Origin of the sequence: Actinoallomurus soli (genome assembly GCF_024055715.1) — a bacterium.
Lineage (GTDB): Bacteria > Actinomycetota > Actinomycetes > Streptosporangiales > Streptosporangiaceae > Actinoallomurus > Actinoallomurus soli.
In genome coordinates, this window is record NZ_JAMXMV010000001.1 from 210126 (window position 1) to 233807 (window position 23682).

Consider the following 23682-nt stretch of genomic DNA (forward strand, 5'->3'; position numbering starts at 1 on the left):
AGCGTTGCGCCCACCCCGGCCCCCAGACCGGCAACGGAGGCCCTTGCCGTCACCGTTGACGCGTCGAATCCGGCCAATTCCCCCTCCGAACGGCCCCACCGGCGGCAACGTGTCACCAGCGAAGCCATGCCGAGCCGGAGATGCGGCGCGGGCGGCCCCGTCTCCGCTCGCGCCGCACCCGTCTCCATGCCTCCGGGCTCCCGGGCCTCGGGCTCCGGCACCCCGCCGCCGTCCACCGGGCCCCCGACCCGGTCTCCGGACCCCGGCCTCCAGCCGCCGGCCGTTGTCCACCCGGCCACCACCCGGTCTCCGGCCGCCGGACCCCGGACCCCGGACCCGGCCGCCGGGCCCCGCCGCCGTCGACTCGGCATCTCGCCACCGCTGCCGTCGACCCGGCCGCCGACCACCCGGCCTCCAGCCGCCGGCGGTTGTCCACCCGGCCACCACCCGGCCTCCAGCTGCCGGCCGTTGTTCACCGGGCCCCCGCCTGGTCTCCGGTCACCGGACCCGGCCGCCGGCCGCCGTCGACTCGGGATCCCGCCACCGCTGCCGTCGACTCGGTCTCCGGCCACCGGGCCTCGGGGCCGGCCCCCGTTCCCGCTTCCGGCCTGCCCGCCGGTCGGGCCGGAAGCAGGAACGGTGTCCCTCGGCCACGACACGGCGGCGGAATCGTGGCGACACTCCCCGTCGCGGGATCCCGTCCGCCGCGTCGTGGGGTCCCTTCGCAGCGCCGGCCGCTAGGCCGGGCTGGGTTCGTTGCCCGCCGCGGCGGCTTCGGAGCCCGCAGCGGCGGCTCCGGAGCCCGCGGCGGCCTGAGCCTCTACGTCGGCCTGGAGGCCTGCGGCGCCGGATCTGGAGTCCGCGGCGATCTCCGGCACTGCCACGGCATCGAAACCTGCGGCGGCCTGAAGCCCGTCCGCGGCGCTCTTGAGGTCCGCGGCGGCGTGGAGGCCTGCGGCGGCCTGAGCCTCCACGGCGGCCCGGAGGTCGGCGGCGACCTCGAGATTCGTGGTGGCCTGAGACTGCGCGACGGCCTCGGATCCGGCGGCGGTCTGGACGTCGTCGCCGGTGTCCCGCGCGTGTCCGTTCAGCATCTTCGGGCGGTAGACGTCCCACAGCTCGCTCAGGAAGAAGTGGCCGAAGCGCTCCAGGGCGGCGAGACCGTCCGGCCCCTCCGTGCGGAACGTGGTGAGCTGCCGGGCGAAGTCGTCCAGGCCGAGGCGGAGGATGCCGGCCCCCGCGATGGCGGCGCCGTCCTCCTCGTCCTCCATCACGTGTCCTTCGAAGACGCGGAAGAACAGTGTCGTGGTGTCCGGCCAGACGCGCGTCGCCGCGCGGTGGCGGATGTCCTTCCACCCGGAGAGGGTGCGGGGCCGGCCCGTGGAGTCGGTGAAGTGCAGGCGATACCGCATGAGCTTGCGGTCCGGCGCACTTCCCGGACAGAACAGGTTGAACCAGCCCCGCTGGATCTGACACCGGCCCCCGCAGACAGCGGCGTCGATCCATCCCTCGGCCCGTGCCGTGTGCTCGGGCTCCTCCAGGAAGCGGTTCACGTCGTCGACGGTGATGGTGAGCCGGAACCCGAGTCGGTCCCCGTGCTGCCGGCCCGCCTGCTCCCCCGCCCCGGGAGCGTGCTCACCCTCGGCGTAGAACCCCTTCATCTCCTCGGTGAACGACAGCGACGTGAGCTCCGCGGCACCCCTGCCGACCTGGGGAGCACTCGCCGTGCCGTTCACCGCCCCTCCGACCGGGCGCGTCCCGTGAGCGCGCCCGGCGTTCTCCAGCAACCGCGTGCACATCCGGTCGGACAGCGCCGCGATCGTCAGTGACGGGTTCGGCCCGACCGCGCCGGGCAGCGCCGCCCCGTCCGCGATGTACAGACCGGGGAACCCGTGCACCTCCCCGAACGGGTCGCAGACCCCCTCGGCGGGGGTACGCCCCATCGGCGCCCCGCCCCCCGGGTGCACCGTGATGATGCGCTTGCGGAACCACATCGGGTTGTCGGCGTAGGTCGCGCCGAGCACGGCCGCGATCCGCTTCATCGTGGAACGCAGCCGCACGAAGTACTCCTCGCTCGTCTTGGTCGTCCAGTCGGCGTCCAGCCGCCCGTCGCGCAGGCGCAGCACGCCGTCCGGGACGTCGCGGCCCATGCCGAGCAGCGGCAGCGAGCTGACCGACAGCGCCCCGTCGCCGATCAACTGGGACAGCTCACCGGACAGGTTGGTGTCCGGCGCGTGGGAGATGAACGAGACGAACCGCTCGAATATCAGACGGACCACCCGCGAGATCTCGTGCGCGACGTCGGCCTGCTCCACCATCCAGCCGACGAAGTTCGGATAGCCGCCGTCCTCGATGTACGCGCCGCGCCCCGCGCCCGGCACGCCGTCGACCTCGTCGGGGAGCCGGATCGCGCTGGTGATCGTCGGACCCCGGCTGGCGTCGAGCGGCCGGATCCGGTCCCGGTCGGTGGCCCGCAGCAGGAAGGTCAGCAGGTCGCCGTTGCCGGTGAACCGGGTGCCGAGCGCGTCGCTCAGGCCCGGGAACCGCTCCCGGTCGCGCAGCAGCAGGTACGTCGTGCCGTACGCGCCGGCGGCCAGCACCAGGCGATCACACGAGATGGTCCCCGGCTCCGGACCGCGGTCCTTCGCGAGGGGGTCGTGCCGGACGTAGTCCACCTCGTAGCCGCCCTCCGGGCGCGGCCTGATCCCGCGCACCTCGTGCAGGGTGCGCAGGTCCGCGCCGTGATGCCGGGCGGCCGACAGGTAGGTGTGGTCGAGGCTGTTCTTGGCCCCGTCGTTGCAGCCCAGGTAGCACTCGCCGCAGAGTCGGCAGGTGCGGCGTTCCACGCCGTGCAGGTTGCCGAACCGGGGCTCGGCGATGGGCAGCCCGAGCCCGGGCTCGGCCCCCGGCGTCGGTGCGAAGCTGACCGCCAGTGACGGCAGCTGCCAGTCGAGCCCGAGCTCGGCCGCCGCGTCCTGCATCGCATGGGCCTTCGCGGTGTTCGCGAAGGCGGGATGGTCCAGCGGGTAGGGCGTGCCCCCGAGCATGCCCTCGACCGCGTCGTAGTGCGGGTCCAGCTCCGCGCGGCTCACCGGCCAGGTCTCGCACCCGCCCCCGGGCAGCGCCTGGTCCTTGACGAACCACTCCTCGTCCTTGCGCAGCAGGACGTTGGCGTAGATCAGCGAACCGCCGCCCAGGCCGCTGGAGACGACCGAGTCGAACCCGCGGAACCCCCACACGTCGTACAGCCCGTACAGCCCCTCGCCCGGGTCCCAGAAGGCGCGGCTCATCTGCGCCGGGGTGCGGGCGAAGGTGCCGGGCGGGTAGTCCTGCCCCCGCTCGAGGAGCACCACCGACAGACCCGCCTCCGCCAGGCGGTAGGCGGCGACGGAGCCGCCGAAGCCGGAACCGACCACGACGACGTCGGCGTGTTCGCCGTTCATGAGACCTCCTTCGTCGGAGGGGTGACCAGAGGTGCTGTGCTCATCGGCTCACTCGCTCCGCTCGCCCGCGAGACCTCCTTCGTCGGAGGGGTGACCAGAGGTGCTGTGCTCATCGGCTCACTCGCTCCGCTCGCTCGCGAGACCTCCTTCGTCGGAGGGGTGACCGGGGGTGCTGTGCTCATCGGTTCACTCGCTGGCGAGGCCTGCCGCTTCAGGAAATCGAGGATCTTCGGGAAGACGTCGACGTGGGCGTTCTCGCCGATGAAGGGATCGATGTGACCGTAGCCGGGGAGGGAGACGAACTCCTGCAGCCCGGGCCGGGCCTGTTCGAGTGCCTCGTGACAGGCGGCGTTCGCCCCGGGGAAGACGCGGTTGACGTCTCCTGACAGCAACAGGACCGGGGTGGTGACCTCGCCGGCCCGCGTCAGGTAGGCGTCGGGCAGGGCCGCGTGGCGCGGGTCGGCCGGGTCGTACTTGACGGCCTGACCGGCCGACACCATCTTGCGGATGTGCCGGAAGTAGTGGACTCCGGTCGGGCCGAGCAGGTCCGCGATCCGCCGATGGGTGACGGGCGAGAGGTTCTCGTGCTCGTACAGGGCCGGATGACCGCTGCCCCACATGAAGCTGATCATGTGGCAGTCGCGGACGTCGCACTCGCGGTGGAACAGCGACACCAGGCGGGAGAGCATCCAGCCGCGGGTGAGCGGCGGGGCCTCGCCGAAGCGCGAGTCCAGGAACGACACGCCGATGAGGTACTCCGACAGGCCCGGGCCGGCCGCGAGCTTGCACCGCGACCAGGTGGGCACGCGGGGGACCAGGGAGACGCTGTTGCTCACGAAGCTCGTGACGCCGTCCAGGGCGCCGCCGAAGAGACTCATCGAGAACGACAGCGACCCGAGGCAGTGCGCGATCACGTGCACCCGCCTGTCGCCCACGTGCCGGCGCAGCTCGCGCAGGGCGGCCGGATGGTCCCAGTCCGCGATGTCGTCGAGCGTGTAGCGGTGCGTCTCGGCGTCGTACGGCAGCCGCGAGCTCATGCGGAAGTCGAGCGCCCAGACGTCGGTGAACCCGTTGTCCAGCAGGACGCTCACCAGGTTCCGGTGCTCGGGCATGACGAACATGTCGATGGACGCCGTGAGCCCGTGCAGCAGGAGCACGACGTCGTCGCAGTCGCCGCGCCGGAAGCGTGTCAGGTTGAGACCGAGGCCGTCTTCCGTCGAGAACGGGTGCACGGACACGTCGGCGTCGGTCACGCCCTCGAGGGTGTACCGCGCCGGGACACGTCGCTCCATGCCTCTCACCTCCTGCCTCCGGACACACAATGGCAGGCGCGAGGGTGCGCGCGGCATCGTGGTAAACCCTGATTCCGCCCTTACGGGGGGACTAAGGGTTCTGGTTCAGCGCGCTGACGATACCGACCCGGGACGACACTCCGAGCTTGGCGAAGATGTGCGACATGTGCGTCTCGACGGTCCGGATGCTGAGGAACAGGCGCTCGGCGATCTGCTGGTTCGTGCACCCCTCGGCGACGAGCGTCGCCACCTCGAACTCGCGCCGCGACAGTCCGTGCGGACCGCCCGCCCGGCCGGTCGCCCCCGGCACGCGGACGCCGACCCTGCGCTGCGCCTGTACGGCCTGCGCGTGGAGGGTACGGGCGCCGCACGCGGCGAAGATCTCCGCGGCGGCGCCGAGCTCGGCACGGGCCTGCGCGCGTTCGCCGGCGGCCGTGTAGGCGATGCCGGCGCGGAGCCTCGCCCGTCCGGCGTGGATCCGCATGCCGCCGTTGTCGAGGATGGCGGCCGCGGCCTGGGCCTGCTCGGCGGCGACGTCCGGAGCGGACGCCGTCAGCGCGTGCGCGCGGGCCAGCATGGCGAAGCCGCCGTTCGTCTCCAGGCCGGGCCGGGCGAGCACGTCGGCGCGGTCCGCCCAGGCCATGGCGTCCTGCGTCCGTTCCCGCGTGGCGTCCACGTCGGCCAGCGTCTCGCAGCAGGCCATCAGCGTGCCGGGATCGAGCTGGGGGTCGTCGAAGTCACCGCAGGCGGCGATGAGCTCCTCCGCGCCCTCGTCCAGGCGCCCGGCGTGGATGAGCGCCATCCCGCGGGCGTACCGGGCCACGGCGGCCCACCACTCCCGGCGGCCGAGGCTCAGGCCGACCAGGTCCTCGCCGAGGCGTACGGCGGACTCGTGGTCACCGGACCAGGTGGCGGCCAGGCACTGCTGCGTCATCGCGAAGCCGAGCGACTCGTTCGAGCGCAGGAGGCGGGCCACCTCCGCGGCCTCCTCGATGGCGGCGGCCGCCTCCTGCAGCCGCCCGAGCATGGTCAGGGTCTGTGCCTGACCTGCCGACATGTACGGGAGCAACGAGCTCTGCCCGGTGTTGCGGGCCACCGTCAGGAACCGACCGAAGTGCTGCAGGGCGTCGGAGTACCGGCCCATCATCAGTTCCAGCCAGCCGAGCCAGATGTGCGTGTCGAGCCAGTCGGCGAGGTGGTCGTCCGGCGCGACCGCCATGAGGTCGGCGGCCACCGTCGCGTAGCGTGCGGCGTCGTCGATCAGCCCTGCGGCGTACGCGGGCATCGGGCGTACGGCGGCGACCGCCAGCACCAGGCTGGGCTCCCAGCCGTCGGCGCTCTCCGGCATCAGGTCCAGTACGGCCTGGGCGGCGCGGAAGTCGCTGCGCCTCAGGCTCTCGGTGACCAGCCGTACGCGGAGCTCGACGGCGGCGGGGGCCTGGGTGTCGGGGATCCGCCGCAGCTCGTCGAGGAGGAGCGCACGGGCCTCGTGCGGCCGGTCGAGCTGGCGCTCCATGATGCCGCACAGCCGGGCCGCGCGGGCGCGGCGCGGGAAGTCGTCGGGCGGCAGCAGGCGGAGCAGCTCCCGCGCGGTGTCCTTGCCCTCGGCGAGCCGGCCGCTGACCGCCTGCGCCCGCGCGAGCTCCAGCAGCAGCCCCAGTCTCATGTCCGGGTCGTCCGGGCCGAGCCGGAGCGCCTCCTCCAGCCAGTGCGCGGCGGTCGCGGGCGCCTGCGCGGCGACCGAGCGGGCCGCCTCGACGAGTGTCGCGATCGCCGCCTGATCGCCGACTCTCGCGGAACGCTCGACGTGCGGGGCGCGCACCCTCGCCGGGGCGCGCAGGTCCGCCAGCCGGGCGGCGATCCGGGCGTGCACGGCGTGCCGCCAGCCCGCCGCCGCGGACTCGTACGCCGCGTGCCGCACGAGGGGATGCCGGAACCGGAACCGGCCCGGCGCCGACGGCCGTACGACGTCGCGGGCGACCAGTTCGTTGATCGCCTGGAGGGTGAGCTCCTCGGACGTCTCGGCCGTCACCGCGGCGAAGGCGGGTTCGAACTCGTCGCCGGCGACGGCCGCCGCCCGCGCGACGAGCAGGGCGGTCGCGGACAGACCGCTCAGCTCCATGCCCAGCGCCGCCCGCACGGCCGGGGGCAGCTCGCCGATTCCGGCGGGTTCGCCGGTGCCGTCGGGCGTCCCGGCGCCCGTCTCCATGCGGGCGAGCGCGTCGAGATAGAAGGGGTTCCCGCCGCTGGCCTCGTACAGCGCCCTGCGCCGGGCGTGGTTCACCTGCGGGCCGAGGAGCTCGCCGACCTCCGCCTCGCTGAGCGGATCGACCGGGATCCGCGTCGCGATCTCCATCAGCGCGGCCAGCCTGGGCGAGGACTGGGCCGGCCGGTAGGCCACCGCCACCAGCAGCCGTCCGGGCGGGGGATGACGAGCCAGGTGGTCGAGCAGCTCGACCGTCGCCTCGTCCGCCCAGTGCACGTCGTCGAGGATCAGCACCAGACCCTCGGGTGCGGCCAGTTCCTCCAGCAGCCGCCGGACGGCGCGGTAGAGGTGGTATCGGCCGGTGGCGGACGCGAACGCGTCGGCGTCGCCGGTCGCGGTGACCGAGAGCGCGGGGAAGATCGTGGCCAGCAGCCCGGCCGCCGGCGCGCCGAGCCGCTCGGGCAGCTCCTTCGCGACCGTCTCCAGGCGGTCGTCCAGCGCGTCGAGCACGGCGCCGAACGGCATCTCCTCGAACTCGGTGGCCCGCCCGGACAGAACGGGCAGCCGGCGCCGGGCGGCCTCGGCGGCCAGCTCCTCCAGCAGCCGTGTCTTTCCCGCACCGGGATCTCCGGCCAGGCCCACGAAGCTGAACGTGCCGTCGGCCGCGTCGTCGAGGAGGGTGGTGAAGCCGTCGAGGACGTCGCGGCGCCCGACCAGGGGTGGGTCGATCTCTCCTGTCATGCCCGCGGTCGACGATGCACCGGTCGAGGCGCCGACACGACGATCCATACCGTGTCCTTGGAGGTGGCGGTGATTCGGCCCTGCTGCGGCCCAAGGGGTCGCCATCGGCAGTTTACCGAGAGCGGCCTTTTCGCGTCCTCGCCGGCGTTTCGCACTTCACCTGGTCAACCGCATGTCAGGAAATCGGTAATCAGATTGTTACTCCAATAGGCACGTCGACGGAAGAAAGCTTCACGCCTGCGGGACGGTGAGCGCGGCCCACACCGCCTTGCCGGCCCTGGGCAGGGGCGTCCAGCCCCACGTGCAGCTGAGGGCCTCGATGACGTGCAGCCCGCGGCCGTTCTCGGCGATGTCGCAGGGGTCGCGTATGAGGGGCTCCTGGCGGCTGGCGTCCGCGACGACGCACACGACGAGGGAGCCGTGCCGGACGAGGGTCAGCCTGATCGGCCGGTCGTCGGTGGTCGTGAAACCCGCGGGCAGGCCGTAGCGCAGGGCGTTGGTGACCAGTTCGGAGACGATGACCGTCGCGTCGTCCGCCAGGTCGGCCAGCCCCCAGGCCCGCAGCGTGGCGATGGTGAACTCGCGCGCCATCCCGGGCGCGGCGCCGTTGGCCCGCAGGGGGCACATCGCGTCCTGTGAGTGGCCGAACACCGGACCGTACGCCACGAGCCGGGGCAGCACGTAAGCGCTGTCGCGCACGCTCGCCGGGGAGGAGGGCTCCTCGGCGAGTTCGTGCCGGGCAGATGTACAGCTCGTGCGATAGGGGGGCATCTGGCGGCCTCCAGACGACTCGGGCGGGCCGAGTAGGGCTTGATCGGCTATCTTCCCCCGGAGCGCGAGCAGATGCAAGAACTGATGCACAATCAGATGCACGTGCAAATGCGCGTCCCAATCGCACCGTCAGTGCGCTCCCGGCCCACGGCCCGACAGGCCGGACCGGCTGCGGTACGGCCGGAGACGCACGACGGCCACGACGACGCTGCGCCACCCCGGCGGCGGCGCGTCCGCAGGCGGCCCGGGCTCGCGTCGCCGTCCTCAGATCCCGTAAGAGTGATTCGCGCGGTGTCTTCCTCCCTGCGCGGGCGTCCTTATTCGGACGCGTCCATGGATAGCGCGGCGAACACTGATCGCCGGGATTCGGGGGAATTCGCCGCGAGCCTTTGCCGGTCGATTGCCGCGTGCGGCGATCTTCCATTTGAGTGGCCGGGTAGTCACTCATCGGCGAACGACCGCGGACGCGGTCCGGCGGGATTCACCCTAATTCCCGGCATCTGCCGTCTGCAGTGCCGTACGCCGTGAAGAGGCCATGTCCGGGCCAATGGTCGACTCGCCGAAGTCATTCCCCGAAACAGGGGACCGGTGACGTAATAGGAGAGTCGATGCAGTTCTCGCGACAACCGGCATGGGGCTTCCGCAGGGGGGCGACCGCGGCGGCGACGTTCGGTCTCACGGTCATGCTGGCCGTGAGCGCGGCGCCCGCCGGCGCGGACACCGCGCGTCCCGAAGCGGTGTCACCGAGCGCGCCCTGCGCCTCCACCGACCCGCTGCACTCGCCCATGAGCACCCTCGCGAACCGGGACGATTGCTCGGCCTCGCCGGTCGCCTCCGTGAGCGGCGGATCGGACGGCGTACCGCCTGCCGAGGCGACGTTCGGATCCGACGACGAAGAGCAGGGGAGTGGCCAGTCGCAGCGGATACGACGCCGCCGCCCGGCGTCCCCCGCCCCGGCTCGCGGGTTCCTGTGCGGCCCGCCCTTCGTGAAGGGCAACCCTCTCCTCGGTCCGGCCTTTCTCCCGAGGAAAGGTCTCATCGGTTCGCTCCTCTTCAACTACATTCGCTACGGGGGGCTGACGCCGGAGCAGTTCCTTGCCAAATACCGGTCCGCCACCGGCTGGATCTTCCCGCCGGACGACGGATTCGCCCGGAACAGCCTGGGTCAGCTCCTGCGTTTCCGGGTGACGCTCTTCCCCAAGCAGTACATCGACCGATTCGGTAACGAGTTCGGCCGCTTCCTCGCCGCCGGCGGGACCTGGTTCATCGAGCGCTCGCTTCCGCCGGACAGCCTGAACACCCCGGCGGACGACCCGGCGCACATCTGCAATTACCACCTCTACCGGGTCCTCAAGTCCTTCGACGTGGACGGCGGACCGGCCGCGCCCTGGTTCGAGCAGCCGGGCGGTGGCCTGCAGTACGCCATCAACCCCGCCTACCTGCCGGCCGGGGCGACCGCGCCCTTCATCCCGTGGCTGGTGGACAACGGGTACCTGCAGCGGGTCGTCTGACGGCGTGAACCGACGGGAACTCGCGGCGACACTGTCCCGCGCCGGTCTCCGGGAGTACCAGATCCAGGGCGTGCACGAACCCGACTGGCTCCCGGAGGCCTTCCCCTATCTCCGCGGGGAGGCGGGCCGATGGATCGTCGGGATCTGCGAGCGCGGCACGTACACGCCGATCCGTGACTTCCGCGAGGAGGACACGGCCTGCCGCTTCTTCCAGTCGCTCATGCGGCACGCGACGCCGCCTCCGCCGTCGGCCGGGATCTTCGAGGAGGAGGCGCCCGGCCTGCTGAAGAGGATGGAGCGGTGGGGACGCGTGGCGTGGTCCGAATACCGGCGGGCACGGCGCCGATCAGGCGGCGGCGCCTCCGGTCGCGGCGGATCCGGCCCGCCCGGACCTCATCCGGGTGACCAGCGATAGTGCAGTTCGGGCCGGCCGACCTGGCCGTACCGCGGGGTCCGGGCCGCCCGCCCGCCGTCGACGAGGTACTCCAGATAGCGGCGGGCGGTGATGCGTGACAACCCCGTGGCGGCCGCGACCGCGCCGGCCGTCAGCCCTTCTTCCGCGGTCCGCAGGGCGGCCGTCACGGTCTCCAGCGTCGAGGCGCTCATCCCCTTGGGCAGCGCGGGCCGGTCCGCACTCCGAAGGGTGGCGATCGCCCGGTCGACCTCCTGCTGGTCGGCCGCCTTGCCGGACCCGGCGACCGTCGCGTGGAAGCGCGCGTAGCGTTCGAGCTTGGCGCGGAGCGTGGCGAAGGTGAACGGCTTGAGGAGATACTGCACGACGCCGATCGAGACCGCCGCGCGTACGGTGGTCAGGTCACGGGCCGAGGTCACGGCGATCACGTCCGCCGGGTTCCCGGCGGCGCGGAGCCGTCGGCACAGCTGCAGCCCGTGGCAGTCCGGCAGGTAGAAATCCAGCAGCAGGAGGTCGACAGGCCGGCGGTCCAGCGCCCGGAACGCCTCCGCGCCCGAGTGGACGACGCCCACGACCTCGAAGCCGGGCACCCGCTCGACGTACATCCGATGCGCGTCCGCGGCCACCGGATCGTCCTCGACCACCAGGACGCTGATCACGCCATCGCCTTCCTCGTCAACGGCAGTGTCACGGTGAACACCGCGCCGACCTCCCGGCCCACCTCGATCCTTCCGCCGTGGCGGCCGGTCACCTGGGCGACCAGGGCCAGGCCCAGTCCGCGTCGGGCGGGGCGAGCCCCGTCCTTCGTCGACCAGCCGCGCTCGAAGATCTCCTCCGCCGTCCCCGCTCCGACACCGCCGCCCGTGTCGGCGACGCGGAGCAGCAGCCGGTCGCCCGAGATGCGGGCGGTGACGAAGACGCGGGGAGCATCACCGCCCGCCTCCATGGCGGCGTCGACGGCGTTGTCGATCAGGTTGCCCAGGATCGTCACCAGGTCCCGGGATCCGAGCGTTCCGGGAATCGCGGTGTCGTCGATCTCGGTATCCGGCGTGACGACCAGTTCGACCCCGCGCTCGTTCGCCTGCGCGGCCTTGCCGAGCAGCAGTGCCGCCAGCACCGGCTCCGCGACCGCCCCCACGACCCGGTCCGTGAGGCGCTGGGTCAGCTCGAGTTCGGCCGTGGCGAACCGGATCGCCTCCTCGGGCCGTCCGAGCTCGATGAGCGAGACCACCGTGTGCAGGCGGTTGGCCGCCTCATGGGTCTGGGATCGCAGCGACTCGGCGAATCCCCGTACCGAGTCCAGTTCGCCGCTGAGCGCCTGCAGCTCGGTGTGGTCCCGCAGGGTCACCACGCTGCCGAGGTCGCGCGTGCCCGAGGTGACGGCCGACTTGTTGACCACGACGACGTGCTCCCGGGTCACGTGGATCTCGTCCACGCACGGGCCGCGGGAGGAGAGGGAGGCCCGCAGGCTCTCCGGCAGGGGCAGCTCGTCGACCGCACGTTCCTCCACGTCCTCCGGCAGGCGGAGCAGCTCCCGGGCGGCGCCGTTGGCGAGGGCGATCCTGGCGTGCGGATCGAGCAGGAGCAGCCCCTCCCGTACGGTGTGCAAGATCGCGTTGTGGTACTCGTACATGCGGCTCAGCTGCGCCGCGTCCATCCCGTGGGTGTGCCGCCGCAACCGCGCGTTGACGAAGTACGTTCCGGCACCGCCCACCCCGAGCGCGAGCAGGGCGAGCAGGACCAGTGCCAGCAGTTGGTCGCGGACCTGGCGGTCGAGAATCCGCACCGTGATACCCGTGCTGACCAGCGCGGCGACCCGGTGCCCCCGGCCGAACACCGGGGCGACGCTCCGCACCGAGGGCCCCAGCGTCCCGGTGAACGTCTCGGTGAAGACGCGGCCGGCCAGCGCCGGTTCGGTGTGGCCGAGGAACGGCCGGCCGATCATCTGGGGGTTGGGATGGGTGTACCGGATGCCGGCCGGGCTCATGATCGTCACGAAGGCCACGCCGGCGTCCCGGCGTACCTGCTCGGCGTACGGTTGCAGGACCCGCGACGGATCCGGGCCCTCGACGGCGGCGACGACGGCGGGCGAGTCCGCGACACTCGAGGCGACGGCCGTCACCTGCCGCCGCGCCGCCTCCTCCGTGCTCTCGGCGGCGTACAGATAAGCGAGCACCGCACCGCCCGCGACGACCGCGGCCACGACGATGATCTGCATGACGAACAGCCGGCCGGCCAGGCTCCGATGCCGCCGACCGGCAGGCCGGGAGACCCATCGCATGCAGGCAAGTGTGCCCTGTGGGTTTCGATGGTGTGAACGGCGACTTCCATGAACGAAATGAACGCAACCGTGACGTGGGCCACGGACCTGCGCATAGTCCTGGCAGATTTCCCCCGCTGAGAAGGAGACGGACATGTCTGCCGAGGCCCAGGGCCGCGCACCCGGACGACGCCGCGAACGGACCCATCTGCTCTACCTCACGGTGATCGCGGCCGTCATCGCCGGCATCGTCGTCGGGCTGGCCGCACCGAAGTTCGCGGTCGAGCTGAAACCGCTGGGAACCGGCTTCGTCAACCTCATCAAGATGATGATCAGCCCGATCATCTTCTGCACGATCGTGCTCGGGATCGGCTCGGTGGCCAAGGCCGCCAAGGTCGGCGCGGTCGGCGGCCTCGCTCTCGGCTACTTCCTTCTGACGTCCACCGTCGCGCTGGCGATCGGGCTCATCGTCGGCAACCTGCTGCACCCCGGCGCGGGCATGCACCTCACCGCGGCGCTCCGCCAGTCCGGCCACGCGCAGGCATCCGGGGCGAGTGAGGGAGCCGTCGACTTCCTGCTCGGCGTCATCCCGAAGACCCTGCTGTCGGCCTTCACCGAGGGCCAGGTCCTGCAGACGCTGCTGATCGCGTTGCTCACGGGCTTCGCCCTCCAGTCCATGGGCCGCTCCGGCGTGCCGCTCCTCCGCGGCATCGAGCACATCCAGCGGCTGGTCTTCCGGATCCTGGCGATCGTGATGTGGGCCGCCCCGGTCGGGGCGTTCGGCGCGATGGCGGCCGTCGTCGGCGCCACCGGCCTCGACGCGCTCAAGAGCCTCGCCGTGATCATGATCAGCTTCTACCTCACCTGCGCCATCTTCGTCTTCGTCGTCCTCGGCGCGGTGCTCTGGCTCGTGGCGCGGATCAACGTCTTCTCGCTCCTGCGCTACCTCGGCCGCGAGTTCCTGCTGATCGTCTCCACCTCCTCCTCCGAGACCGCGCTGCCGCGCCTCATCGCGAAGATGGAGCACCTCGGCGTCGGCCGGTCCGTCTCCGGCCTCACCGTCTCGACCGGCTACTCCTTCAACCTCGACGGCACGGCCATCTACCTGACGATGGCGTCTCTGTTCATCGCCACCGCGACCGGCGCCCCCATGTCCGTCGGCCAGCAGATCTCCCTGCTCGTCTTCATGATCGTGGCGTCCAAGGGCGCCGCCGGCGTCACCGGAGCGGGCCTGGCCACCCTGGCGGGCGGCCTGCAGTCGCACCGGCCCGACCTGGTCGACGGCGTCGGCCTCATCGTCGGCATCGACCGTTTCATGTCGGAGGCCCGCGCCGTCACCAACTTCGCCGGCAACGCGGTCGCGACCGTCGTCATCGGAACGCTGACCAGGGAGTTCGACCGCGAGCGCGCCCGCGAGGTCCTGGCCGGGCGGGCGCCGTTCGACGAGACGACACTCCTGGACGACCGGCGTCCGGCCGATCCCGGCACCGTTTCCCCGGAGGCGACGTCAGGAGACACGGTGACGCCCGCGCCGGCGAACGCCTGAGGCCGGCTTCCGCCAAGCGCCCGCGCAGCGCGGCTGTGTCCGAGTTGCGCGGGCGTCTGCGGGCAGGCAAGGTAGTGGGGCTTGATATCTCGCTACCCTCGGGGCGGTAGCTCAGCCGGTTAGAGCAGGGGACTCATAATCCCTTGGTCGTGGGTTCGAGTCCCACCCGCCCCACCGATTCGGTCACTGCGCGAACCCCTCCTTCCGCAGCCAGGGGTGAGACCGAGGGATGGCGCCGCTCCTCGTCCGTGAGGGCGGGGAAGGTGGTGGCGAGGAAGCCGCGTGGCCGGTGGTCGGACAGGACGAGGGTGTCCGCGGGGGCGTGCGGTGGATGGGCGTCCGGCCGACATCGCAGAGGCCGAGGTTGCGGGTGTCAGACCGACGCGGTGACGAGTTCGTCGGCGACCCATCGCGCGACGCCGGCGGGATAAGGCGCCGGCAGCCCGAGGACGATGTGCTCGAAACCGGCGGCGACCGCCTCGGCGATCGCCTCCCGGGTCGCCTGCGGCCGGTCGTAGGAGACCGGCAGGTGGATCGAGCGGGTGATCGAGGCGGGGTCGCGGCCGATCTCGGCGCAGTAGCGGTCCAGTAGCGCGCTGCGGCGGACGACGTCGTCGATGTCGCCGCCGGGGATGTTCCACAGGTCGGCGTGCTCGGCGACCACGCGCAGCGTCGCGGACGAGCGGCCACCGATCAGGATCGGCGGGTGGGGGCCTTGCACCGGCTTGGGGTTGCAGAAGGCCCCGGTGAGCCGAACGTGGGCGCCGTCGAAGTCGAACGGCTCGGTCTCGGTCCACAACCGCCGGATCACCGGGCACGCCTCGGCGAGGCTCTCCACTGAGTGGGTGAAGTCGTGGAAGGGCAGGCCGTGGGCCTCGTACTCGCGGCGGGCCGGCGGGTGGCCGGGGCGCGAGCCCGCGCCGATGCCGAAGTCGAGCCGCCCGCCGGAGACGACGTCGACGGTTGCGGCGATCTTGGCCAGCATGGCGGGCGGCCGGAAGCGGTTGCTGGTCACGAGCAGGCCGAGACGCAGCCGGTGGGTCTGGGCGGCGAGAGCCGACAGCAGCGTCCAGCCTTCGTAGGCCGGTCCGTACGGGTCACCGCCGATCGGCATGAGGTGGTCGAACAGCCAGGCGTGCTCGATCTCGGGGATGGCGTCCGCGTCCCGCCAGACCCGCAGGACGTCCTGGTAGCCGACCTGCATGGGGGCGGTCATGATTCCGAAGCCGGGCATGGGGCGGTGAGGTCCTTTCCGTAGGGGTGCGGGCCGCCCGCCGGGGGCGGGCGGCACGGGTCTTCAGCGTCACTTCGATTCGATCCGGCCCAGCGGATCGATGTCGTCCGCGGGCGCGGCGCTCGCCGCGGACCAGCTCGGGTCCTCGGGGTGGAGCGCGCTGCGGAGGTAGGCCAAGGTGAGCCGCTGGATCAGGGCGACCCGTTCGGGGCTCTCGTCCGTGGTCTCCGCGGAGGCGTAGCCGGTGATCCCGCCCAGCGAGTGCTCCGCCCCGAACAGGGTGAGCAGGCTCTTGGGTCCCGGGCTCAGGAAGTAGGCGTCCGTGAACCACTCCGGGCCCCGGACGGTCAGGGCCGACCGGTCCTTGTCGCCCGCGACCACCAGGGCCGGCGCGGTCATCCCCGTGAAGTCCGGGTTCATGAAGGGGAAGTGCTCGGCGGCGAACGGCGTCAGGTCGGCACCGCCCGTGCCCGCCGCGGCGAGCAGCACACCGGCCTTGATCCGCGAGTCGGACAGGTCCTCGCCCGGGACGCCCTCGGCGTCGAGGACCCGCGCGCCGAGGAGCATGCTCGCCGTCTGGGCGCCCCAGGAGTGCCCGGCGACGGCGATCCGGTCGTGGTCGAGGCGTCCCGCGAGGCCGGGAAGGGAGGCTTCGACGAGGTCCAGCCGGTCGACGACGCGTGTCAGGTCCTCGACCCGGAAACGCCAGATCTCCGGGTACCGCGGATCCTCGGGTGTGACGTTCAGCGTTCGCGAGTCGAGGTGGGTGGGCTGAACGACCACGAAACCGTGGGCGGCCCAGAAGTCGGCGAGCGGGGCGTAGCCGTCCAGCGACTGGCTGAAGCCGTGCGAGAAGACAATGATCGGCAGTTCGTCGCCGGTCACCGGGGCTGACACCCGTACCAGCAGGTCATCGCCGCGGTCCGGCGCCGGCAGCATCACCGGGCGTACCGAGATGACGGGAGCGGGCGTGCCGACGACTTCATCGAGGTGGCGCATGAGTGTTTCTCCGTGAGTAATGGCGTGAGTGCCGATGCGGGGCATGCTGCGAACGGCGGCCCGGCCTGGCATCATGAAAGCGGAACAACGTTCCGCCCCCAACATACGGAACAATGTTCCGGTTTGCAAGGCGAGTGACGGAGGCAATGGCGCAGTGGCCGACATCGGCAGCCGATCAGAGACGCGGGCTCCCCGTAAGCGGGTCGACGCCCGGCGCAACGAGGAGGCCCTGCTGGAGGCGGCCGCCGCGGCCTTCATCGCCTCCGGGGTCGACGTGCCCGTGCGCGACATCGCGGCCAGGGCCGGTGTCGGCGTCGGCACGATCTACCGGCACTTCCCGACGCGGGCCGATCTCATCGCCGCCGTCTACCGGCACCAGGTCGAGGCGAGCGTCGAGGCGGGCCCGGCACTGCTGGCGGACAGCGACTCACCGTTCACCGCTCTGACGCGGTGGATCGATCTCTTCGTCGACTTCCTGGTCACCAAGCACGGCCTCGCCGAGGCGCTGCAGTCCGACGACGCCGCCTTCGCGACCCTGCACGCCTATTTCGTCGACCGCCTCAGGCCCGTCTGCGCCGAGCTGCTCGACGCCGCCGCCGAGGCGGGCCAGATCCGTTCCGACATCGGGGCTCTCGACCTGATGCGCGGCGTCGGCAACCTCTGCATCGGCGCGGACAAGGACCCGGAGTACGACGCCCGTCGCCTGATCGGACTCCTCCTCGCCGGACTGCGCCTCCACTGACCGGCGCACGCCCGGTCACGTACGGCGAGGCGCCCCGCGGCGGCCTCGGAGGAGGCCGCCGCGGGGCGCCGGTCGACGGGTGCCGGATGTAGTGGCGAAGGGCGAAGGTCAGTTATGGCCGAGACGGCAGTCCATCGGATGTGCCGGGGTGACCGAGACGGCGTCGATGACCGGGCCGAAGGCCCCGGCGGTGGAGCTCCCGAACGCGAGGGTCACCGCGGGGCCGAGGGCGCGGAACCTGAACCGCTGCGAGACGTATCCCATGTCCATCCGCGTCCTGCCGGTCGTGTCGAAGGCGAAGCTGCGCTGGCCCGCCGGGCGGTTCACGCCGTGCTGGGTCACCCGCAGGAAGCCCTCCTTGATCGCGGGTCCGCCCTCCGGGTTGCCGGCGAGGGAGAACGTGAGGGTGTAGCAACCGCCGGGGCGGGTCGGGACCGACTGTTCGATCGTGCCGCTCACGTCACCGTCCAGGTCGACGGACTGGTTTCCCTCCGCGGCCTGCCAGAATCCGGAGCCGACCAGGTCGACGTTCCCGGAGACGACCTTCCAGGCGCCGAGGTGGTCCCCGGTGATGAAGGTCGTGAAGGCGTTCGCGGGGACGACCGGGCTCTCGAAGCCGCCGTTGGAGAAGGGTGGCACTTCGGCGCTCCGTGCCTGCGCGGGCCGGGCGGCCGTCACGCAGAGGGCGAGGGCGGCCGCCGCGGGAAGCACGGTGACCGCTCGCGCGGCGCGCGGGCTGAGGGTCGATGGAAGCATCATCGCTTCTCTCCTGGGTGTCGGCTGGTCGGTAGAGGCGTACGGCGTTATCGATTGGCCGGAATGGGCATGGACGCGTCCGATCGAATTCGCTTGTTCACTCACTGTAATTAGATGATCTTGCTCTGTAGCCGGGTGAACGGGCGTTGGACGGGAAATCGGTGCTTCCTTGCCCGTCGTTTACGGCTCCGCATCCCTGATGACCCGAGTGGTTCGCGACGGTCGACCGCTTCTGTTTGGCCGGATGTGGCCAGGAGGGGAAGTAATAACCCGCTGCCGGTGAAGCGTCGCGCCGACGGCGCGCCGGCGGTGGCGTCGCGGGCAGGATTCCGTCACCGCGCAGTTCGCGGGGGCATTCCCCTCCGCATCCCGGTTCTCAGTGGTCGCCGCCGATCACGTCCGAATCGGACCGAGTGCGTACCGGGCTCGATGTTCTACGCCGTTGCGCCGGAGCGACGCTACTTTGAGGCTTGTATCCGTCACTGCGCGTGGGACACTGGGCGGATTCCGGTGTCCTGAGGGGAGCGCATGATCGGTTCTGCGCCTGATGGCGAGAAGGCCGTGAGCAGCATGTTCGGTCATCATCGTGGTGGTCCGACGGTGCTGCGTATTGTGCTGGGGGCGCAGTTGCGGCGGTTGCGTGAGGCGCGGGGGATCACGTGTGAGGAGGCCGGTGAGGCGATCCGGGCGTCGCATTCGAAGATCAGCCGGATGGAGTTGGGGCGGGTTCGGTTCCGGTCGCGGGATGTGGCGGATCTGCTGAGTTTGTACGGGGTTGCCGATCAGGAGGAGCGGTCGGCGATGCTGGCGTTGGCGGAGCGGGCGAATGAGGCGGGGTGGTGGCATTCGTACTCCGATATTCTGCCGGGCTGGTTCGAGGTGTACATCGGGTTGGAGGAGGCGGCGTCTCGGATCCGTGCGTATGAGGTGCAGTTCGTTCCTGGGTTGTTGCAGACCGAGGATTATGCGCGTGCGGTGACGTTGCTGGGGCATCCGGATGCGCCGGGGCATGAGGTGGAGCGGCGGGTGGGGTTGCGGATGCGGCGTCAGTCGTTGCTGTCGGGGGAGGACCCGCCGCATTTTTGGGCGGTGGTGGATGAGGCGGCGTTGCGGCGGCCGTTGGGTGGGGTCGCGGTGATGCGGCGGCAGTTGGAGCACCTGATCGAGGTGACGGAGTTGCCGCATGTGACGTTGCAGGTGGTGCCGTTTCATCTGGGGGGTCATGCGGCGGCGGGTGGGCCGTTCAGTATTTTGCGGTTCGCGGAGCCGGATTTGCCGGATGTGGTGTATTTGGAGCAGTTGACCAGTGCGTTGTATTTGGACAAGCGTGAGGATGTGGATGATTATCTGGCGGTGATGGAGCGGTTGTGCATTGACGCCGAGCCCGCCACCCGCATCCGCGACACCCTCGGAGCGATCCTCCGCGACCTCTGACCTCTGCGGTCTCTAGACTTCCGCGGCCTCTGACCTCTGCGGTCTCTAGACCTCCGGGGGCTCTAGACCTCCGCGGCCTCTGATCTCCGGGGGCTCTGACTCTCAGAGCTCGCGCATGATCTTGCTGATCAGATCCATGGACTCCTCCGGCGACGCGCTCTGCACGCACAGGCGCTCCATGGCCGCCGTGTAGTGGTCCATGTCGTCGTCCTTCTCCAGGTACATCGCGCCCGTCAGCTGCTCGATGTAGGCGATGTCGGGGAGTTCCGGCTCGGGGAAGCGCAGGATCGTGAACGCCCCGGCCTCACCGGCGTGACCGCCCACCCGGAACGGCATCACCTGCACCGTGATGTTCTCCCGCCGCGCGGCCTCGTGCAGCGCCCGCAACTGGGCGCGGGTCACCTCCACGCCGCCGATCGGCCGCCACAGCGCCGCCTCGTCGATGACGGCCCACAGGCGGGGCGGGTGCGGCTGGTACAGGATCCGCTGCCGGCGCATCCGCAGCTCGACCCGGCGCTCGACCTCGTCCGCCGACGGATCCGACATGCCCTGCATGACGACCGCGCGGGTGTACTCCGGAGTCTGCAGCAGCCCGGGAATGAACTGCACCTCGTAGGTCCGGATGACCTGGGCCGCCTCCTCCAGGTCGACGTAGGGGCGGAACCAGGCGGGCATCGCGTTGTTGTACGCCTGCAGCCAGCCGGGCCGGCTGGCCTCCCGTACGACGGTCAGGAGGGCGTCGCGCTCGCCGCGGTCGTCGATGCCGTACAGCTTGAGCAGGGCGACGACGTCGTCCTCGTCGAGACCGGCGCGGCCCTGTTCGAGCCGGCCGATCCGGCTCTCCGTCGCGTTGATGGCCTCGGCGGCCTCCTTGCGGCTCGTCCCGGCCGCCTCCCGCAGGCGGCGGAGCTGCGCTCCCACGATCCTGCGGCGGACGGTGGGCCTGCTCACCGAATGCACCGCCACGGCCACGGGTTCCCACCTCCGATCACCATAATGCGGGCAGAGTCTGCCATCGATGACCACCGGTGAACAGACCTCAGGGCCTACTGAGACCGAAATAGCCTTTGAAATCTTTCCCTTTACGGCGGATCGGTCCAATAGGCCGGTCGTCGGCGGGTGCCCCGCGGCCTTCCCGGACGCTCAGACGGTCGCGGAGGCCTCTTCCTCCTCGATCCGGCGGTTCCATTCCGCCTTGCTCGCCCGCCAGCCCTCGTCGTCCGCGCCGAGGCGCCAGTAGCCGGAGATGGACAGCTGGTCCATGGACAGCTCGCGCTCCAGGCGCAGGTGCCGCCGCAGCCGCTTGACGAATCCCGCCTCACCGTGCACGAACGCGTGGACCTCGCCCGGCGGGAACTCCAGGTCGCGTACGGCCTCGACGAGCGCCTCGCCGACCTCGGCGGTGCCGCGGTGCAGCCAGACGATCCGCGTGTCACCCGGAGCGTCGAGCGGCACCTCTTCCTCGGCGCCGGCCACCTCGACGAAGACCCGGGCGGTCGCGCCCTCCGGGAGCCGCTCCAGCGAGGCGGCGATGGCCGGGAGCGCGCTCTCGTCACCCACGAGCAGGTGCCAGTCGGCCTTCTCGCTCGGCGCGTACGCCCCGCCGGGCCCCAGGAACAGCACCTCCTCGCCGGGCCTGACCCGGGCGGCCCAGGGACCGGCCAGACCGTGGTCCCCGTGATACACGAAGTCGATGGTCAGCTCACGGGCCTCCGCGTCCCACGCGCGCACCGTGTACGAGCGCAGCCGCGGCCACTGTTCGCGCGGAAGGTCGCGGTGGACGGCCTCCATGTCGAACGGCTCGGGGTACTCCACGCCGGGCACCGGGAAGAGGATCTTCACGTAGTGGTCGGTGTACTCGCCGACGGAGAAGCCGGCCAGCTCCTCGCCGCCGATCACCACCCGGATCAGGTGCGGGGTCAGCCGCTCGACGCGCTGGACGCGTCCCCGGTTCACTCGCCGGCCTCGCCGGGCGGGCCTGTCGTTGGTCATGTGACACTCCTTATTAGGTGAGCCTAACTTTAAGCGGCGGCGCCCTTATCACCTACCCGGCGTGAGCGGGATCACCATCCGGCGGCTCCGGTGCGGCGGGGCGGCGCACGGCCGTAGTGACATCTGTCATCGGAGAATCGGTGATAGCGCGCTCTGTGGCGACGACGGGCGCTCTGCGAGGATCGGCCCTGTGGAGGCAACGGAGGTGCGGCTCAGGCCGCCACGTCACCTGGTCAGCCGGAAGGCCATCGGCTACTGGACCCTGCGCGCGCTGGGCGGCTGGCTGCCCATCCTCGCCGCTCAGGTCATCTGGACGCTCGGCGACGACGGTCACGTTCCCTGGCATCTCGCGGGGCTCGTCCTGACCGGGGTCCTCGGCGCGGCGCACGTCATCGTCATGCCCCAGTGGCGGTTCCGCGTGCACCGCTGGGAGGTGACGCCCGAGGCCGTCTACACGCAGTCCGGCTGGTTCGACCAGGAGCGGCGCATCGCCCCGATCTCCCGCATCCAGACCGTCGACAGCGAGCGCGGACCGTTCGAACAGCTGTTCGGCCTCGCGAACGTCACGGTGACGACGGCCTCGGCGGCCGGTCCGCTGAAGATCCGCGGACTCGACCGGGACGCGGCGGAGCGGCTCGTCGACCATCTCACCGAGGGCACCTCGGCCGACCGGAGCGACGCGACTTGAGCGAGCAGCGAGTGGATCAAGAGCACAGCGCCTCTGGTCACTCCTCCGTCGAAGGAGGGCGCGTGAACGCCGAGCCCGAACCGGGGGACTGGCGGCGGCTGTCCACCCGCATGCTCCTCGTCCACCCGGTGCAGGAGCTCCTGCGGGCCTGGCCGGTGCTCGTGGGGCTCGTGGTGGCCGGAAGCGCCGGCGGGCACGGATCCTGGTGGAGCCTGGCGGCCACGGCCGCCGTCATCATCGGCGGCCTGCTGCGCTGGTTCACGACCTCCTACCGCGTCACCGCCGAGCAGGTCCAGGTCCGCAAGGGCCTCCTGCGGCGGCAGGTCCTGACCGTCCCGCGCGACCGGATCCGTACGGTCGACGTCACGGCCCACGCGCTGCACCGCTCTCTCGGCCTGGCCAAGGTGGAGGTGGGCACCGGCCGTACCGACCGCAAGAACGACGGGGTGAAGCTCGACGCCCTGCACACGGCCGAGGCCGCCCGCCTGCGCGATGAGCTCCTGCACCATCCGGCGGCCTCCGCCACGCGGCCGGCCGCGCGGCCCCGCGAGACGCTCCTGGCCCGGATGCGGCCGGAATGGGTGCGGTACGGCCCGTTCACGCTGACGGGCTTCGTCACGGTCGGGGTCGTCGCCGGCGTCGTGTGGCGCTCCCTCAACGAGGCGCACGTCGACCCTCGGCGGATCCGGGCGCTGAGCGCGCTGCTGGACCGGTTCGGGCGGACCTCGCTGGCCGTGGACGTCCTCATCGTCGCCGTCGCGCTTCTGGTGGTCGTGGCGGCGGCCTCCACCCTCGGGTACGTCCTGGCCTTCCACGGCTTCCGGCTCACCCGGGGCGACGCCGGCACCCTCCACGTCACCCGCGGTCTCATCACGACGCGAGCGATCACGATCGAGGAGCGGAGGCTGCGCGGCGTGGAGTTCAGCGAGCCGCTGCTGCTGCGAGCCGTCGGCGGGGCGCGGTGCATCGCCATCACCACCGGGCTGCGCGTCGGGCGCGGCGCCGAGCGCGGCGGGTCGCTGCTGCTGCCGCCCGCGCCGCGCGCCGAGGCCCTCCGGGTGGCCGGCGCGGTTCTACGGGACGACGTCCCGTTCAGCCGGACGCCGACCGGGCACGGCCCGCGCGCGACCCGCCGCCGCTTCTCCCGTGCCGTCGGCGTCGCCCTCCTCGTCGTGGCCGTCGCCGCCGCCCTGTGGGCCCTCGGCGCGGTGCCCGCGTGGACCTGGCAGGTCGCGCTCGTCCTCGTCCCGCTCGCCGCCCTGGTGGCCGCCGACCGCGCGCGAGCCCTCGGTCACACGGTCGTCAACGGGGCCCTGGTCAGCCGCCGCGGCTCGCTCGTACGCCGCCGGAGCGTGCTGTCCTGCGAAGGAATCATCGGCTGGAACCTGCGACGGTCCTTCTTCCAGCGGCGGAGCGGCCTGGCGACCCTGGTCGCGACGACCGCGGCCGGACGCCAGCGGGTGGAGGTCCAGGACGTTCCGCTGCCGCAGGCCCTCCGGATCGCCGAGGAGGCCCTCCCGGGCCTCCTGACGCCGTTCCTGGAGCGCTGAACGCCGCGACGGCGCCCGATACGGCGTGGGGTGACGGCGTCCGGCACGGCGCGTGGGGTGACGGCGCCCGGTGGGGCGTGGGGTGACGGCGTCCAGCGCGGCCGG

18 protein-coding genes and 1 tRNA gene are annotated in these 23682 nt (G+C 71.7%); 8 read left to right on the top strand and 11 right to left on the bottom strand.

Annotated elements, in window-relative coordinates; all coding sequences use genetic code 11:
• Positions 1-737 precede the first annotated feature (737 nt).
• The 4 genes from NDW01_RS01020 to NDW01_RS01035 form a co-directional block, all read right to left on the bottom strand.
• Positions 738-3443, bottom strand: a complete 2706-nt coding sequence (locus NDW01_RS01020) for an FAD-dependent oxidoreductase (RefSeq protein WP_252815661.1) — start codon at positions 3441-3443, stop codon at positions 738-740.
• Positions 3440-4735 (bottom strand): alpha/beta fold hydrolase, encoded by a 1296-nt coding sequence (locus tag NDW01_RS01025; protein ID WP_252815662.1) that lies wholly within the window; start codon positions 4733-4735, stop codon positions 3440-3442. The genes NDW01_RS01020 and NDW01_RS01025 overlap by 4 nt, the downstream gene beginning before the upstream one ends.
• Positions 4736-4826: 91 nt before the next feature.
• Positions 4827-7730, bottom strand: coding sequence for a helix-turn-helix transcriptional regulator (locus NDW01_RS01030; protein ID WP_252815664.1), 2904 nt, complete (start codon positions 7728-7730; stop codon positions 4827-4829).
• Between the two features lie 183 nt (positions 7731-7913).
• Positions 7914-8453 (bottom strand): ATP-binding protein, encoded by a 540-nt coding sequence (locus tag NDW01_RS01035; protein WP_252815667.1) that lies wholly within the window; start codon positions 8451-8453, stop codon positions 7914-7916.
• Between the two features lie 608 nt (positions 8454-9061).
• Here NDW01_RS01035 and NDW01_RS01040 point away from each other — a divergent pair.
• Positions 9062-9964, top strand: a complete 903-nt coding sequence (locus NDW01_RS01040) for a TNT domain-containing protein (RefSeq protein ID WP_252815669.1) — start codon at positions 9062-9064, stop codon at positions 9962-9964.
• Between the two features lie 4 nt (positions 9965-9968).
• On the top strand, positions 9969-10379 hold the full coding sequence (locus NDW01_RS01045) for a hypothetical protein (protein WP_252815671.1): 411 nt from the start codon (positions 9969-9971) through the stop codon (positions 10377-10379).
• Here the strand turns inward: NDW01_RS01045 and NDW01_RS01050 are convergent.
• Positions 10358-11035: a response regulator gene (locus NDW01_RS01050; RefSeq protein WP_252815673.1), complete on the bottom strand. Its 678-nt coding sequence runs from the start codon at positions 11033-11035 to the stop codon at positions 10358-10360. The genes NDW01_RS01045 and NDW01_RS01050 overlap by 22 nt on opposite strands.
• On the bottom strand, positions 11032-12657 hold the full coding sequence (locus tag NDW01_RS01055) for a sensor histidine kinase (RefSeq protein WP_252815675.1): 1626 nt from the start codon (positions 12655-12657) through the stop codon (positions 11032-11034). The genes NDW01_RS01050 and NDW01_RS01055 overlap by 4 nt, the downstream gene beginning before the upstream one ends.
• 133 nt (positions 12658-12790) lie before the next feature.
• On the opposite strand from NDW01_RS01055, the gene NDW01_RS01060 reads away from it, so the two are divergent.
• Both NDW01_RS01060 and NDW01_RS01065 read left to right on the top strand, forming a co-directional pair.
• Positions 12791-14182 (top strand): cation:dicarboxylate symporter family transporter, encoded by a 1392-nt coding sequence (locus NDW01_RS01060; RefSeq protein ID WP_252815677.1) that lies wholly within the window; start codon positions 12791-12793, stop codon positions 14180-14182.
• 100 nt (positions 14183-14282) lie between these two features.
• Positions 14283-14356 (top strand) — tRNA-Ile (locus tag NDW01_RS01065).
• A gap of 199 nt (positions 14357-14555) precedes the next feature.
• Here NDW01_RS01065 and NDW01_RS01070 read toward each other — a convergent pair.
• On the bottom strand, positions 14556-15416 hold the full coding sequence (locus tag NDW01_RS01070) for an LLM class flavin-dependent oxidoreductase (RefSeq protein ID WP_252815679.1): 861 nt from the start codon (positions 15414-15416) through the stop codon (positions 14556-14558).
• Positions 15417-15485: 69 nt separating this feature from the next.
• The gene (locus NDW01_RS01075; RefSeq protein ID WP_252815681.1) at positions 15486-16415 is read right to left on the bottom strand and encodes an alpha/beta hydrolase family protein; all 930 of its coding nucleotides are present in this window, start codon (positions 16413-16415) and stop codon (positions 15486-15488) included.
• 154 nt (positions 16416-16569) lie between these two features.
• Here NDW01_RS01075 and NDW01_RS01080 point away from each other — a divergent pair, with 154 nt between their 5' ends.
• The gene (locus NDW01_RS01080; protein ID WP_252815683.1) at positions 16570-17157 is read left to right on the top strand and encodes a TetR/AcrR family transcriptional regulator; all 588 of its coding nucleotides are present in this window, start codon (positions 16570-16572) and stop codon (positions 17155-17157) included.
• 108 nt (positions 17158-17265) lie between these two features.
• On the opposite strand, the gene NDW01_RS01085 is transcribed toward NDW01_RS01080, so the two are convergent.
• Positions 17266-17916, bottom strand: coding sequence for a choice-of-anchor C family protein (locus tag NDW01_RS01085; protein ID WP_252815685.1), 651 nt, complete (start codon positions 17914-17916; stop codon positions 17266-17268).
• A gap of 525 nt (positions 17917-18441) precedes the next feature.
• On the opposite strand from NDW01_RS01085, the gene NDW01_RS01090 reads away from it, so the two are divergent.
• A complete protein-coding gene (locus NDW01_RS01090; protein WP_252815687.1) occupies positions 18442-19347 on the top strand; it encodes a helix-turn-helix domain-containing protein in 906 nt (301 codons plus the stop codon).
• 102 nt (positions 19348-19449) lie between these two features.
• On the opposite strand, the gene NDW01_RS01095 is transcribed toward NDW01_RS01090, so the two are convergent.
• On the bottom strand, positions 19450-20298 hold the full coding sequence (locus tag NDW01_RS01095; protein WP_252782720.1) for a helix-turn-helix domain-containing protein: 849 nt from the start codon (positions 20296-20298) through the stop codon (positions 19450-19452).
• Between the two features lie 192 nt (positions 20299-20490).
• Complete coding sequence (locus NDW01_RS01100) at positions 20491-21339, bottom strand: siderophore-interacting protein (protein ID WP_252815689.1); 849 nt, start codon at positions 21337-21339, stop codon at positions 20491-20493.
• Positions 21340-21529: 190 nt separating this feature from the next.
• On the opposite strand from NDW01_RS01100, the gene NDW01_RS01105 reads away from it, so the two are divergent.
• Together NDW01_RS01105 and NDW01_RS01110 are read left to right on the top strand one after the other, a co-directional pair.
• Positions 21530-22027 carry a PH domain-containing protein gene (locus NDW01_RS01105; protein WP_252815693.1) on the top strand — a complete coding sequence of 166 codons (498 nt, stop codon included), beginning with the start codon at positions 21530-21532 and terminating at the stop codon, positions 22025-22027.
• A gap of 62 nt (positions 22028-22089) precedes the next feature.
• On the top strand, positions 22090-23577 hold the full coding sequence (locus NDW01_RS01110) for a PH domain-containing protein (RefSeq protein WP_252815694.1): 1488 nt from the start codon (positions 22090-22092) through the stop codon (positions 23575-23577).
• Positions 23578-23682: the final 105 nt, after the last annotated feature.